Raw genomic sequence first — 15,453 nt, forward strand, 5'->3', positions numbered from 1 at the left:
TACCTTCCTCTTCATATGTTAATTAACAATTCTATATTCCTCAATAATATAGAAGCGACAAGCATTATACTATTTTATATTATTGCCCCAATATTCATTTCATAAAAAATAAATAGGGGTACTTCATAAATAAAATCTCATAATTTAGTATCCCACTAAAATAAAACTAAATCTCTTTTATCTTTTTAGCTGGTACCCCAACATATAATGAATCTTTATTGATCTTTCCCTTAACAATCGAACCAGCACCAATAACAACATTATTTTCAATAATCGTTCCTGATAAAACCCTTACCCCTGCCCCTAACCAAACATTAGAGCCTATACTAATGGGATTAGAGATTACTGGATTATCTCTGTATATAGTTCCAGATGTATAATCATGTTCAAAGGAAACAATCGTACAATTATGTGCAATCGAAACATCTTTTTGTATTTCTACTCCACCAGTAGCGTCAATATAACATAAAGGGTGAAAACTAACATTATCTCCTACTACTAAATTTTCTAGCTTAAAGAAATATACTCCAGGTCCAATTAAAACATTCTCCCCACAAGATTTACATAAAACCTTAAATATAGTATATCTTATGCCTAATCCTAAATATCCTGGCAAGTTTCGATTTAACACTAATAAAGAATACAATACTTTCCTTGGAAACAAACTCCAAATTCCTATCACTATTCTTAAAAAAAATTGGAATTTCTTTGCTTTTTCTCTTCCTCTCAACTTTTTCAAGCCCTTCCCGTTAAATAATTAATAATATCCCGTTTTACTTTATTTTTGTTTGCACCATACCTAAATCTCCAAATAAACAAAGCAAGCATTCTACAAGGGACTGGATAAACCCTATATTTATTAATAATTTTTGGTATTGGATGATTATTTTCTTTTAAAATATTGAACAATATAATTCTTGCCAAATCCTTATTTAAAATTTTCCCCATCCTTTTTTTCATAGATACCTTTTGTATAGACGAACTTGTATTATTCTGATGTCTCCTATAACACATTAAAGGTTCCTTAAAAGCATAACCTTTATTATAAGCCAATAATAATTGTATTAAGGCAAAATCTTCTCCCTGAATTAAGGTAGGAAATCCACCCACCTTAATAAAATCATCTTTCCTTACAATAAGGCTACTAGTAGGCACTGAATGAATACGAAAATTCCAATCAAAATCTATTATTTTTGGCGGTAAAGTGTATAAATCAAATACTTTTTCATGATTCTCCAAAATTATACTATCTACTTCAATATCATCATGTATTATTAAGCCGTTTGAAAATACAAAAGAAATATCCTGTTCCTCTTTAAAAATTCCCATTTGTTTTTCAAGTTTATTAGGAAACCAAATATCATCAGCATCAAGAAAAGCAATAAAATCTCCGGTAGCAATATTTACACCTTTATTTCTTGCACTAGAAGCTCCACTATTTTTTTGAGTAACATATTTAAATCTTTCCTTATTATTTTCTAACCACTCTAGCGTCCCATCCGTTGAACCATCATCTATAATGATAATTTCTTTGTTTGTATATGTTTGGTTTTCTACACTTTTCACCGCAAATTCTATTAATCGTCCTGGATTATAACTTGGTATTATAATACTAACCAATGGCTCTTTCATCAATCTCCATCCACCTTAAAAGCTTCTTTAAATTCATTAAAGTAGTTTATTTTTTTCTCTTTTAAAATGTCCTCTCTATAATTCTTAATCTCATTAATTCCTAAATTAGAAAGTTCACTTAGTAAAGAAGGAGATTCCATTAATCTTCTAATTGCTTGAGCTAATGTCTTATAGTCACCAACAGGAGCTATACACTCTTTAGGCAAAATTTCAATTGATCCAGAAACCTCTGTTGATACTACCGGTAATCCCCTTGCTAACGATTCAAGTACTACCCTTGGCATACCTTCTGTAAGAGAAGATAGAACAAATAAATCATTTTGATCATATAAACTAAAAAGTTCCTCCCCCCATGGTACAAAACCATGGAATTTTACATATTGTTCTAGTTCCAACTCTTTTACAAACTGTTTTAATTCTGATTCAAGGGGACCCTTCCCCACCATATTTAATTGAATATTATAATTAAAGTTTTTTATAATAAAATGAAGCGCCTTTATTAAAGTTCTTTGATCCTTATAAGGACTTAAATTACCTACATTAATTATTTTAAAAGGTTCTGAAGTTTGCTCCCAAACCCTTGGTGTTTTAATAAAGGAATCTGGTAATCTTAAATCACTTATTACTGCTGCTTTAATTATATTTTTTGGCGCATATCTTTCTTTTAAAGTATCAGAAACATAAATACATCCGTATGCCCCTTCAAGATGTCTCATATGCATTTTTAGAAAAATTTGCTTTACAAACTTGGCAAAAGGAATACCTCTAGCTTTTAAAAAGCCTTCGTGCATTGATTGCTCGCCTCTACTTTCAACAACATAAGGCTTTTTATATTTTTTTAAAGCACTAAACGCTAACTCCGCTTCAAATGATGGGCTATGCAATATCCCACCATCTAATGATTTAACTAATAAATTAATCTTATTTCTCACCTTTATTATACCAATTGCATCCTTTTTCTTAATAGCAGATGAGTCAATAAACTTGACATTCTTATTATCAGCTCTTTTACATCCAGTTGGAAGCTCATTTACTTTTTTTAATGGAGCTAAGACAAAAATTTCATCAAAACTTTTAAGATATTCATCCCACATCGTATTATTATATGATGTCGTTGTCCAAACCCCACCTTCACTTTCATAGTATTGTGAACTTATAGCAAAAATTATTTTCATGTATTAAGCCTCTTTTTCTTAAATTTCACATATATTATTAATGGAAAGATTAAAAACAAATCCTTTGCAACATGCCATAATATTAACCTTGAATCGTGCAGTAAAAATTCCGCACCAAATGTAACTAACAAACCTGCTACAACCGGTGTAATACTCCCAAATTTATTTCTATTTATTACTTCATTTATAACTTCTAGGAAATAGCCAAATATAATTGCTAAAGTCCATATCCCTAAAAATCCAAAGTTCACATAACTTTCTGCCCAGAATCCTCCTATTTTTGCTGTAGTAGGCCTATATTGTTCATAAAATCCTCTACCAAATTCTGCATCATGAGACAAAGCAATCATACCCGGGGGCTTATTAGGTACAATCCAACTAGGTAACATAGTTAAAGCAGCATCAACATAAGTCTTTCCATGCTGGTAATCAATATTACCATTGGGTTGCAATTCCTTATAATATAACATCCAAATGTAATAGCGCCCTAAATCTGTAGCAATTGTGTAACCAGGTGTCAATTGCTCATATTGGTTTTGAATAGACTTTCGGTAATTACTATCTACCAAATAATCGGTATTATATTCCGCATACTTGAATAACTTATATTGTGTAAGTAATGGTATTAATATAATTGTAATTATTATTAACTTTGTAATATTAAATTTTTTATTTAAATAATTTACATAGATATATAATCCCCAAAATGCATAAACTAGAATGAAGAACCTGCTACCTCTATCTAAGTTAAATAAAGAAATTAAGACCACAATAACTAGTAAATATATTAGCCCCAGAAACTTTACGTTTTTATCTTTCTTAGCAACTTTACTAGCCCAGTTAAAATATAAAAATATTAACCCTACACTAAAAAAATCATTTAAAACATAAAGGGTACCCGTTAATACACCTAAGCCTATCCCTGACTCTATAATCATATTTGCACTAAAACCAACCAGTATATAAACAAAAGCGATGAAAGAAATATTAGGTACTTTTATTTCTTCATTCTTAAAAGCTTCTTTTTTTATTCTCCATTTAATATTTTTTCTAATATAGCTCCCAAAATAAAACAATGGTATCACCGGTAATGAAGTCCAAGCAATAATAGCTATTAGGTTTGTAAAATCAGATGGTAAATTATTCGCAATCGGCTGATGCGTTATTAGATGGTACAATGGAGAATAGATAAAAATTAGTATCGAAGTATACGTAAAAATAGCCCAAATATCCAAAGTGGGTACCTTATGAAAAATTATTAATATTATTCTTCGAATGATAAATAAAGCTGTAATTGCAATCGGGATTAAAGTAACTACTTCATTGGTGCTAAAAAACAAAAGTGATATTGAACTAAGTATTACAAGTAGAGCTACGAGTAATACATTAATTAATAGTGGAAATGAAATTACATTCCCACTATTTCTCATTTTACTGTGTTTCATAACTTACTTTCCTTTCACTTTCTTTATTCACTCTTAAAATTATTACAAATCTTCCAATCGCAGTAATACAAGAGCCTACAAGTAATGTAACAGCAGCACCGTATAATCCCCATATCGGGATTAATAAAAATGCACAAATACATGTTGCAATTAACATGAAAATAAGTTGAGGTAACTCATTCTTATAAGTTTTAGTAGCAATAGTTGCGTATCCCATAAACTCAGCAGGATATCTAAAAATAGTCGCTGCCATTAAAAGAGTTAAAAGCGAAGAATATTCGATATAATCTGATCCAAAAAGAATATACAATAAGAACTCTCCAAGATAAAAGGTCAATAATGTACTTACCAGGCCTAAAATCAAGCCAAAGACAACTAGTTTATTAAATAATTTATTAAAATCACTTTTTGACTCCCGATCACTATAACGAGATAATTTATTGCAAAACGACTGCCCTATCGCCCCAACGAGGGTATTTCCCGCTATCATTAGATACGAGAGGGCTGTAAAATAACCTAATTGTTCTGTATCAGTATAATAAGTAATAAAATATCTAGTTATATTTGTATTTAATGAATATAGAAGTGAGATAATCCCCAAAGGTAACAGAGCCCTATATAAATAACTAACCTTTTTCATATCATCAGGTAATTTCAAGTAATCTTTAATATTTCTCTTCTTATTCATATTAATTTTAGAAATATCATATATTAAAAGCGTTACTAACCATGATAATCCTATACTAAGAGTGGCCAATAAAATATCTCTTGTGAAATAATAAAAAATAAAAAACAAAAAAGTTGATGAAATACCTTTTATAAAATTTGAAAATCCTACTTCATGAAGTTTTTCTTGTTGTTGCAAAATACCATAAACTAATTCGGAAACTAATTGAACATTTTTTGCTAACAAGTAGATAAATACTAATTGTGTTACGTCAGAACTAGCTTTTGTAATAAAACAAATACCTAAGGATATTATAGTTGCTAATATTACATTTAAAATTACAATTTCAATATACGCAGATGAGTTACTTTCTTCACTAGTAACTTTATTTCTAATTTGCATCGTAAAAAACATGTATACAGGACCTGTAATCGCTAGCATTAACCCAAACTCTCCTACAACTTCAGCATTACCTAGTCTCGCCAATATTATTATTATTAAAAATTGTGATGCCATAAAAAATGCTGATCCCATAAAAACCGATATAACCTTAAGTAACATAGACTTAGAATTAATCATAATATCATATAACCCTCTTACTTATAATTATTTCTGTACACTGTTTATTACGTCTAGATAAGCATTCAGAACAATATTTCTATCAAATTCCTTTTCAACTTTCTTTCTACCCGCTAAGCCCATGTTCTTTTTATCCTGCCAATCCATACTTAAAAAGCGCTCTATTTTTTCTATTAAGTCCTGACTATTCTTTTGTTTGACAATTAAACCATTTTCTCCATGTTCCACAATTTCCCGACAGCCACTTCTATCAGTGGTAATAATAGGCCTTCCACAAGCAGCACTTTCGAGTAATACATTAGACATACCTTCTGGATAATATGTAGGATGAATAGTACAATGAGAAATTTTATGGAACTCTCTTATATCACTTTGCATTCCATGATACTGAATTATCCCTTTTTCCTGCATTATCTTTAATTTTTCTTCATATTCACCTTCACAAAATCCTAAAATATGAAATATAGTATTTGGGTATTTCTCTCTTATGTATTTAGCAGCATCTAAATATTGATCAATACCTTTTTCCCTCATTACACGAGCAATAAATAAAAAATTAACCTCTTTATCCAATGGATATTCCAGTATGGGATAATAATTAAGATTAACACCAGATCCTGGTATTAATCTTGATTTCCCCTTAACAACCTTTTTTGTACTAAAAAAGGTTTTATTTGATTCATTTTGAAAGAATACACATGTCGCGTCTTTTAGGGCATTTTTATATAGAAATAAAGTGACTTTCTGTAATATCCCATCATTTTCTACCGCTGTTCCAAGACCAGTAATATTACATACATAAGGAATACCTGCCATCCTACAAGCTAGACCGCCATATACGTTAGGCTTTATTGTGTAGGTTAACACCACATCAGGTTTTACCTCTTTAATAATCTTTTTATAGTTCATAAATAATTTTACGTCGGTTATTGGATTAGTACCCCTTCTACTGATTGGTGTATTAATGAACTCACATCCTATTTCCTTTAATTGATGTATAAATTCACCATCTGGGAGTGAAATATAAACTTTATATTCCTTCACTAATTCTTGCATAAGCTCTTTTCTAAATTTATATAAACCGACATCGTTATTTGCTAATATTAAAACCTTTTTCATTCTATAATCTCCTAGATGGAACCCCAACATAAGTTCCTAATTCAGTTATATCCTTAACAACAATAGTTCCTGCACCAATTCTACAACCACCAGTAACATTAATATTATTACTTATAATACTACCAATTCCCAACCAAGTACCTCGCCCAATATTGACCGTACCCGCCAAATGTGCCCCCGGTGATATATGAACATAATCCTCAATTATATTGTCATGATCCACCGTAGAAGTAGTATTAATAATGCATCCTTTCCCGATCTTAGTACAGCAATTAATCACAGCTCCTGCCATAACTACAGTTCCTGCTTCCAAATAGACTTGTTCTCCGATAATTGCACTCGGATGGATCAATACCGGAATGCTCGCCCCTTCGGTCTCAAGTTGCCTCTGAATCTTCTCTCGTATGACATTATTACCAATTCCAACAAAAAAATCGTAATCATCTATATACTTTGAGATACTTGCTGATTTATCAATAATTTCTATTCCCATTGAAGATTTTAGAGTTTCGTTATCATCTAAAAAGGAAATACTCTGCCATTTATTCATTTTCAGTGCGATATCAGCTATGACTTTTCCGTGGCCACTAGCTCCTATTATAAGAAGTTTTTCTTTCATAACTTTATACTTCCTTTTCCATTCCCTTTAAATGGCTCCATTGTAGCAGCAGTTTCTGAATTAATTCCTTCTCTAATAAAAACTTTCTTAATCGTTAAAAGAATGATTTTCCAATCTGTAATGAAACTTACACTCTCAACATACTCTACATCATAATTAAACTTTTCTTCCCATCTAATAGCGTTCCTACCATTAACTTGCGCTAATCCCGATAATCCTGGTCTAACTTCATGACGTCGTTTTTGATGTTCGTTATATAACGGTAAATATTGAACTAATAAAGGCCTAGGTCCTATAATTGACATATTACCTTTAAAAATATTAAACAAGCCTGGCAACTCATCAAGTGATGTTGAGCGTAAAAATTTACCGAACTTAGTAAGTCTTACACTATCAGGTAACAATTCACCATCTTCGTTTTTTTCATCAGTCATTGTTCTAAATTTATACATTTTAAAAATGTTCCCATGTAATCCCGGTCGCTCTTGCTTAAACAACACTGGGCTACCTAATTTTATTTTTACAAGAAAAGCAACTATAAGAAATACTGGACTAAGCACTATAATAGCAATTACAGACAGTATAAAATCCATCGGTCTTTTTATAAGTCTTCTATAGATGCCACCTCTAGAATTCCTCATTACGCTAACCACAACCCTTTAATAATTTTCACAACTCTTTCTAAATCTGCGTCTATCATCTTCGTATCGCTTGGTAAACAAACACCATTCTCAAAAAGTTTCTCTGATACATCTGTACCAACAAAATCATATTTCCCAAAGAACGGCTGCATGTGCATTGGCTTCCAAACTGGTCTAGATTCAATATTTTCTTTTTCAAGAGCTACCATAACATCAATTGGTCGAATTTCACCATTTAAAGTCATGCAACTTAGCCAATAGTTTGGTTCATTCCATTCATTACTAGGCATAAATTCAATACCTTCAAGATTTTCTAATTCTCTCTTATAAAAATCGAATATGTATCTTTTCTTTTGAACCCTTTGATCTAATACCTTAAGTTGTCCTCTACCAATGCCAGCAACTACATTACTCATACGATAGTTAAAACCTAATTCACTATGTTGATAATGTCTTGCTTGATCTCTACTTTGAGTGGCCCAAAATCTTGCTTTTGAAATTCGTTCTTCATTATCAGAAACAAGTATTCCGCCACCAGAGGTAGTGATGATTTTGTTACCGTTAAAAGAGAAAATACCATAATCTCCAAAAATACCAGTATGCTTACCTTTATAGTAAGTCCCTAAAGACTCTGCTGCATCTTCAATTAAAGCAACATCATATTTCTTACAAAGTTCAACAATCTTATCCATATCTGCAGAAAGCCCATAAAGGTGAACTACTATAACTGCCTTTACATCTGGATATTTTTTAAAAGCCTCTTCTAATGCTTTAGGGCACATATTCCAAGTTTCATAATCGCTATCTATAAAAACAGGCGTAGCATTTTGATAGATAATAGGGTTTGCAGTAGCTGAGAATGTAAGCGTTTGGCAAAAAACAACATCTTCCTCCCCTACTCCAGCTGCTTTTAGAGCCAGATGAATTGCAGCTGTCCCAGAAGATAGCGCTGCGGCTGCTTTAGAGCCAACTTTCGTTGCTAGTTCTCTTTCAAATCCATTCACATTTTCCCCAAGTGGTGCAATCCAATTTGTATCAAATGCTTCCTTAACATACTGCATTTCATAACCTTCATCACTCATATGTGGTGATGAAAGAAATATTCTATCTCCCATTTAAAAAACTTCCTTCCCCTAAATTAATTTTTAAGATTAATTTTATTATTTGCAATATCTAATAATCGTTCTCTTATTTCCTCGTTACTAATTTCCTCAAAATCATTCATAAACTGTCTTAAAATCTCTTGATCCATTAGAACAGCTTTTCCTATATGAATTTTAGGGAATATTTGCTCCGGATGAATTTCACCTTCATTTAATAACTCTTCATACATTTTTTCGCCTGGTCTTAATCCAGTAAATTCAATTCCAATTTCTTCAATAGAATACCCCGAAAGAGTAATTAAATTTTTAGCTAAATCAACAATCCTTACTGGATCCCCCATATCTAGTACGAACAATTCTCCACCCCTAGCTAGCGTTCCAGCCTGAATAACTAATCTTGAAGCTTCTGGTATTGTCATAAAGTAACGAATCATATCAGGGTGAGTAACTGTTACAGGTCCACCTTTTTGAATTTGTTTCTTGAATAATGGGATTACACTTCCTCTACTTCCAAGAACATTACCGAATCTAACTGCAACAAAACGTGTACCAGTACTAATGGATGCCATATGTTGGACAATCATTTCCGCAAATCGTTTTGTAGCTCCCATTACATTCGTCGGATTTACCGCTTTATCTGTAGAAACCATTACGAACGTATTTACTTTAAATGTATCAGCCGCTTCTGCTACATTTTTCGTACCAAAAATATTATTTTTTACAGCCTCTTCAGGATTACGTTCCATTAAAGGTACATGCTTATGTGCAGCTGCATGATATACGATATATGGTTGATGCTTGTTCATTATTTCAAAGATTTTATGTCGATCTTGAATATCAGCAATTTCTGTCGTAATTTCCACTGCATCTTTATAAGTAACTCGCATTTCCATTTCAATAGTATAAATGCTATTTTCACCATGTCCTAAAAGAACAATTTTTGCAGGATTATACTTCATCACTTGACGACAAATTTCTGATCCAATTGATCCGCCCGCACCCGTTACTAAAATCGTTTTACCTGCGATCTTTTCCCCGATGCCCGCGTCATCTAATTGAATTGGCTCCCTACCTAATAAATCTTCCACTTGTACATCTCGAAATTCATTAACAGAAACTTTGCCATCTAAAAGATCTTCAAGCATTGGTACAATTTGCGTTTTTGCTTTCGTTTTTGTACACTTCTCAAAAATTTCGTTTATTTGATTTCTATTTAAAGATGGAATAGCAATAATGATATGCTCTATATCATTATCTTCCACAATCTCTTGAATATGATTTGTTGTACCAACAACCGGCACATTATAAATCTCCAATTTTTGTTTATTTCTATCATCATCAACAAACGCAATTGGATATAGATCCGCTTCTTTATTATGTTGCAATTGTCTTACTACCATAGTTCCCGCTGAACCAGCACCGATAATCAATGTTCGTTTTTTATCTGTAGCTTTCGTAATATATGTATCGCGAAACATACGCCATACAAAACGAGAACCACCAATTAATAATAAATGTAACATCCATGCGATTGCTAAAATTCGAACATAAATATCATGATTTATAATTTGTTGAACAATTGCTGTTACAATAATAGAAAGTGTAATTGCTTTAAATATTTGTATTAATTCTCCAACACTTGCATATTCCCACGCCTTGTTATAAAGCTTATAAATAGCCGCAAAAATATGATGACTACACAATAATGTAATAGAGCTAATAATTACTGTCGCAGGGATTTTGTTTAATACATTCGGATGTATGAACCAATAACTTAAATATACGGCGGTTAATACAATAAATGAATCTAATAAAATTAATAATGAGAGCCGTTTTCGATAACTCAATATACCTGTTCCCTTCTTTATATAATTCGCATCTTATTGATAATAAAAAAGGACATTCTCTTATGAATGTACCTCTTCTTTTTTTACAAGTTCTTTTATATACTTCATCAAGTCTAATTTCAATTCTTCGTTTTGAAGTGCCATCTCAATCGTTGTTTTAATAAATCCGAATTTTTCCCCAACATCATATCGAGTACCTTCAAAATCATATGCAAACACATGTTGAATTTCATTTAAACGTTGAATCGCATCTGTTAATTGAATTTCTCCACCTGCACCTGTTTGTTGGTCTTCAAGGAACATGAAGATTTCTGGTGTTAATACGTAACGCCCCATAATTGCTAAATTAGATGGTGCTGTTCCCTGTGCTGGTTTTTCAACAAATCGGTGCACCTGATATTGACGACCATTTTGCGTGATTGGATCAATAATTCCATAACGATGCGTTTCATTTTCCGGTACTGTTTGCACACCAATTACAGACGAATGTGTTGCCTCGTACTCATTCATCAACTGACGTAAACATGGCGTATCAGCTTGTACGATATCATCACCAAGTAATACTGCAAATGGCTCATTCCCAATAAATTTACGAGCACACCATACTGCGTGACCTAATCCTTTTGGTTCTTTTTGTCTTATGTAATGAATATTAATCTTTGAAGATGCTTGTACTTTTTCAAGCATTTCATATTTACCTTTTTCTAAAAGGTTTTGTTCCAGTTCAAAAGAATGATCAAAATGATCTTCAATTGCACGTTTTCCTTTTCCAGTTACAATAATAATATCTTCAATGCCAGATTCAATTGCTTCTTCTACAATGTACTGAATCGTCGGTTTATCAACGATAGGTAACATTTCTTTCGGCATCGCTTTCGTCGCTGGTAAAAATCTTGTTCCCAGTCCAGCAGCTGGAATAATTGCCTTCCTTACTTTTTTCAAATCAATACCCCCAAAAATTTATATATACATATGTATATAACAATAATAAAAAAACCTACCTATAGAGTCATATTTATAACTCCATAGGTAGAGTTTCTATCATAAATAAACTATGGGCATCTAACCCTACCTCACATCATGCTCCCGACGACAAGCGTCTAAGGTAGGTTGAAATATAATTTCTACCCACAGCACGACCGAGTGTCCCCATTGATAACGGTTAGGAGGCATCACCAAGTGGTTTTCTCTTTAAAAGAGACCGAATATTTTTCTTTGTCTTATTTTCTCGGGCTCTTCTCGATAAATCATTTTTCCACTTATTAGTTCATATGTATTTTCCTTGAAGTCGTACAATGTAGAACTCCCAAATGTTTTCTCTACTGTTTCATACGCAGCTTGCAAGTGAAAGGAGCGCGTTGTTGTGTTATGAGCATCTGATGATATGACATGTGTTAAATGATGCTCAATAAGTTGCAATGAAAACTTCTTGATTTTCTTTCCGAACTTTCCTGTGACGCTTCCTGCGGTAATTTGTGTTAGTGCCCCTTGATTGACGAGCTTATACAACACATCGGGGCGTTCAATAATTTCCATATTCCGTTCTGGATGAACAATAACCGGCGTGATCCCTTTCACACGTAATTCATATAACATTTTTTCTGCATAGCGCGGGACATGGTTTGTTGGAAATTCAATTAATATATATTTATCCGTACGATTCAATGTAACAATACGCCTCGAATCATAGTCTTCTAATAACTCTCCGTACAACCTGATTTCTTGACCAGGTAAAATGGTTAAATTGATATCCTCTTCTTTTAATCTTTCATTTAACTGCTTTACCTGATGAAGAATGCTTTCTGCTAGATTCATATAAACCCCATTTTGGTGATGAGGAGTAGCAACGATTGTATGAATTCCTTCTTCGCATGCTGCCTTTGCCATTGCAATGCTGTCTTCGATTGATTGTGCTCCATCATCGACATTAGGCAAGATATGACAATGTAAATCAATCATTCTATTTCATCCTCTCTCCACATATTCTTCACATACTGAATATAAGAAGAAAAGATGAATGTTCACCTTTCCTTCTTTTGCATTTAGTTAGAACCGTAATAGTAATATTCGGATCCATTTTGTTCTTTATCGTTTAAGACAACGCCAAGTAATGTACCTTTTGCGCTATCTAATGATTGTTTTGCTTTAAGTGCCGCCTCTTTTTCTGTTACACCACTTCGAATAACAAGTACAGAAGCATCACATTGATTTGCCATAATTTGTGCATCTGTAACTGGTAAGATTGGTGATGTGTCAAAAATGACAAGGTCATACGTGCCAAAAGCTTCTGAAAGTAAATCTTTCATCGAGCTTGCACCCAGTAATTCCGCTGGATTTGGTGGGATTGGACCACATGGTAAAAATGTTAAATTACCGATTTTCGTTTGTGTCACACATGTTTCTAGTGTATTACTACGTGTTAATACACTTGTTAAGCCAAATATATTATCCACTTGCATCATTTGATGTAATGCTGGTTTACGTAAGTCTGCATCGATAAGTAATACTTTCTTACCTTGTTGTGCGAAAACAACTGCAATATTAGCAGCCGTTGTTGTCTTTCCTTCACTTTGATTCGCAGATGTTACGATAAGAGAACGAATCTTCTTATCAACAGATGCAAATTCAATATTTGTTCGTATATTTCGGTATTGCTCTGACACAGATGATTTTGGTTGTTCATATGCAATCAGCTGACGGCGAGCACGTAATATTTTTTTCTTAAGAACCAATTGTATGCCCCCCTACTCTCTTCGTTGCTGATAAACTACCGCTCTTTGTGCCATCTTCCTCCATATGAGAAACGACGCCAAGAACTGGTACACCAAGTTGTTTTTCAATATCTTCTTCTTTTTTCATCGTGTTATCTAAGTACTCTAGTAAGAATGCAATTCCAACAGAAGCCATTAATCCAACAACAAATGCAATTGCTACGTTCAGCATCTTATTTGGTTTAATTGGTGACTGTCCTTCTGTTACTTCTGCTTTTGATAAGATTGTTACGTTATCAACACTCATGATTTTTGCAATTTCACTCTTGAATACTTCCGCTGTTGTGTTTGCGATATCACGAGCTAGCTTTGCATCTTTATCTTGTACAGTAACAGCGATCACTTGTGAATCTTTCTCGTTTGCGACGTTAATTTTGCTATTTAAAGCCCCAGTTGACATGTTAAGCTTTAACTTTTCTTTCACTTGATCTAAAATAACTGGGCTTTTCACAATAACTTTATATGTATTTGTTAATTGAAGACTTGTTTGTACTTCACCAGGTTGAAAAACACCTTCTTGCTTCTTTTGATTAACAAGAATTTGCGTCGAAGTCTGATAAATCGGCGTTATAAAGTAGAAACTTACGATCGCACTTACAAGTGCTGCACCAATCGTAATTACAAGGATCATAACTAATCGTTTCCTTAAAATAGCAAATAACTCTTTCAAACTTATTGTTTCTTCCATGCCTTCCTCCAGCTTTCAATAATTTGTCATAAAAACTTCTAAAAAAAAAATAAATTGTTGGATTTTAATCTGACAACAAAAATCTGTTATCTAGTCCTAAAGTTGTTTAGTAATAGATAACTATTTAATATATTACAGAACTTATATTAGTATAGCAAGAATGGTTGAGAAAATTGTTGGAGGAATTGACAAATACTATACTACCGAATCTGACGAATTTCGACACAGTTTTTAATGTATAGATTTTCATTTGCTATATACTGTCGATATATGGGTATTATTAGTATTACTAGTGAATATATCATTGATTGATCTGTGCATTTATACTATCCTGTTTATAAAAATATTACCATTGTTGATTTTTATTTTGTTTTTCCTTAATCTTTAGATATCTTTTTCAGACTTTAGTTGATAAACTTTTTTCGAAAGTCCCCTATTTTTTTAATCAAACGTTTGTTTAAAAGTAAGAGAACTTACCTATCGACAAATCCTCTTACCTTTCGTCCATTTCTTCATAATTCGCTTCAATAACAATAAAAAAGATGAATGACCATACTCTCTTCATTCATCTTCCAACGTAAAGTTATGTTAACAAATCTTTATTCTTTCTTATCACCAATTGCAAATGTGATTTCAGCTTCACAAGCGATTTCACCATTTACAGTTGCTACTGCTTTTCCTTTTCCAATCGGTCCACGGACACGTGTCATTTCGACTTCTAGGCGAAGTTGATCACCTGGGCGAACTTGACGTTTGAAGCGGCAGTTATCAATGCCAGCAAAGAATGCAAGGCGACCGCGATTTTCTTCCTTCTTCAGTACCGCAACAGCACCCACCTGCGCTAATGCTTCTACAATTAGAACACCTGGCATCACAGGATAATCTGGAAAGTGTCCATTAAAGTATTCCTCATTTGCCGTTACATTTTTAATCCCAACCGCACGCTTTCCTTCTTCTACTTCTAAAATTTGATCGACTAGTAGAAATGGATAACGATGTGGAATAATTTCTTTAATCTGTTGAATATCTAGCATATCATTCTCTCCTTATATACCAAATTGGTCATACCACCAACGCACTGTCCTTATTATCCCATTCTCCATTGTTTTTGTCACGAAAAACAAGAAATGCTTTCTACCCAAAATATCTATTAGGACTATTCATACA

The 15,453-nt window shown here is 32.8% G+C and carries 15 protein-coding genes; all 15 read right to left on the minus strand.

Features of this window, described 5'->3' with window-relative positions:
* Nucleotides 1-166: 166 nt before the first annotated feature.
* The 15 genes from NSS97_RS26495 to fabZ all read right to left on the minus strand — a co-directional run bounded on the left by NSS97_RS26495 (nt 167) and on the right by fabZ (nt 15,320).
* Entirely contained in the window at nt 167-739 is a 573-nt protein-coding gene (locus NSS97_RS26495) for an acyltransferase (RefSeq protein WP_002184608.1), read from the minus strand.
* A complete protein-coding gene (locus NSS97_RS26500) occupies nt 736-1,632 on the minus strand; it encodes a glycosyltransferase family 2 protein (protein ID WP_078176119.1) in 897 nt (298 codons plus the stop codon). The genes NSS97_RS26495 and NSS97_RS26500 overlap by 4 nt, the downstream gene beginning before the upstream one ends.
* Nucleotides 1,632-2,807 carry a glycosyltransferase gene (locus NSS97_RS26505; protein ID WP_107887186.1) on the minus strand — a complete coding sequence of 392 codons (1,176 nt, stop codon included), beginning with the start codon at nt 2,805-2,807 and terminating at the stop codon, nt 1,632-1,634. Before NSS97_RS26505 ends, NSS97_RS26500 begins: the two co-directional genes overlap by 1 nt.
* Nucleotides 2,804-4,252 (minus strand): O-antigen polysaccharide polymerase Wzy, encoded by a 1,449-nt coding sequence (locus tag NSS97_RS26510; RefSeq protein ID WP_107887185.1) that lies wholly within the window; start codon nt 4,250-4,252, stop codon nt 2,804-2,806. The genes NSS97_RS26505 and NSS97_RS26510 overlap by 4 nt, the downstream gene beginning before the upstream one ends.
* On the minus strand, nt 4,239-5,498 hold the full coding sequence (locus NSS97_RS26515) for an oligosaccharide flippase family protein (RefSeq protein WP_107887184.1): 1,260 nt from the start codon (nt 5,496-5,498) through the stop codon (nt 4,239-4,241). Before NSS97_RS26515 ends, NSS97_RS26510 begins: the two co-directional genes overlap by 14 nt.
* A gap of 27 nt (nt 5,499-5,525) precedes the next feature.
* On the minus strand, nt 5,526-6,617 hold the full coding sequence (locus NSS97_RS26520) for a glycosyltransferase family 4 protein (RefSeq protein WP_002184602.1): 1,092 nt from the start codon (nt 6,615-6,617) through the stop codon (nt 5,526-5,528).
* 1 nt (nt 6,618) lies between these two features.
* Nucleotides 6,619-7,236: an acetyltransferase gene (locus NSS97_RS26525; protein ID WP_002184601.1), complete on the minus strand. Its 618-nt coding sequence runs from the start codon at nt 7,234-7,236 to the stop codon at nt 6,619-6,621.
* A complete protein-coding gene (locus NSS97_RS26530; RefSeq protein WP_002184600.1) occupies nt 7,233-7,877 on the minus strand; it encodes a sugar transferase in 645 nt (214 codons plus the stop codon). Before NSS97_RS26530 ends, NSS97_RS26525 begins: the two co-directional genes overlap by 4 nt.
* The gene (locus tag NSS97_RS26535) at nt 7,877-8,992 is read right to left on the minus strand and encodes an aminotransferase class I/II-fold pyridoxal phosphate-dependent enzyme (protein WP_107887183.1); all 1,116 of its coding nucleotides are present in this window, start codon (nt 8,990-8,992) and stop codon (nt 7,877-7,879) included. The genes NSS97_RS26530 and NSS97_RS26535 overlap by 1 nt, the downstream gene beginning before the upstream one ends.
* A gap of 23 nt (nt 8,993-9,015) precedes the next feature.
* Nucleotides 9,016-10,827, minus strand: coding sequence for a polysaccharide biosynthesis protein (locus NSS97_RS26540; protein ID WP_002184598.1), 1,812 nt, complete (start codon nt 10,825-10,827; stop codon nt 9,016-9,018).
* 60 nt (nt 10,828-10,887) lie between these two features.
* Nucleotides 10,888-11,769: a UTP--glucose-1-phosphate uridylyltransferase GalU gene (galU, locus tag NSS97_RS26545; RefSeq protein WP_002184596.1), complete on the minus strand. Its 882-nt coding sequence runs from the start codon at nt 11,767-11,769 to the stop codon at nt 10,888-10,890.
* 249 nt (nt 11,770-12,018) lie between these two features.
* The gene (locus tag NSS97_RS26550) at nt 12,019-12,786 is read right to left on the minus strand and encodes a tyrosine-protein phosphatase (RefSeq protein ID WP_002184595.1); all 768 of its coding nucleotides are present in this window, start codon (nt 12,784-12,786) and stop codon (nt 12,019-12,021) included.
* A gap of 83 nt (nt 12,787-12,869) precedes the next feature.
* A complete protein-coding gene (locus NSS97_RS26555; RefSeq protein WP_002184594.1) occupies nt 12,870-13,559 on the minus strand; it encodes a CpsD/CapB family tyrosine-protein kinase in 690 nt (229 codons plus the stop codon).
* A complete protein-coding gene (locus NSS97_RS26560) occupies nt 13,549-14,286 on the minus strand; it encodes a YveK family protein (protein WP_002184593.1) in 738 nt (245 codons plus the stop codon). Before NSS97_RS26560 ends, NSS97_RS26555 begins: the two co-directional genes overlap by 11 nt.
* Nucleotides 14,287-14,885: 599 nt before the next feature.
* Complete coding sequence (gene fabZ, locus NSS97_RS26565) at nt 14,886-15,320, minus strand: 3-hydroxyacyl-ACP dehydratase FabZ (protein WP_002184592.1); 435 nt, start codon at nt 15,318-15,320, stop codon at nt 14,886-14,888.
* Nucleotides 15,321-15,453: the final 133 nt, after the last annotated feature.

Origin of the sequence: Bacillus sp. FSL R12-0074, from assembly GCF_038005725.1 — a bacterium.
GTDB lineage: Bacteria > Bacillota > Bacilli > Bacillales > Bacillaceae_G > Bacillus_A > Bacillus_A mycoides.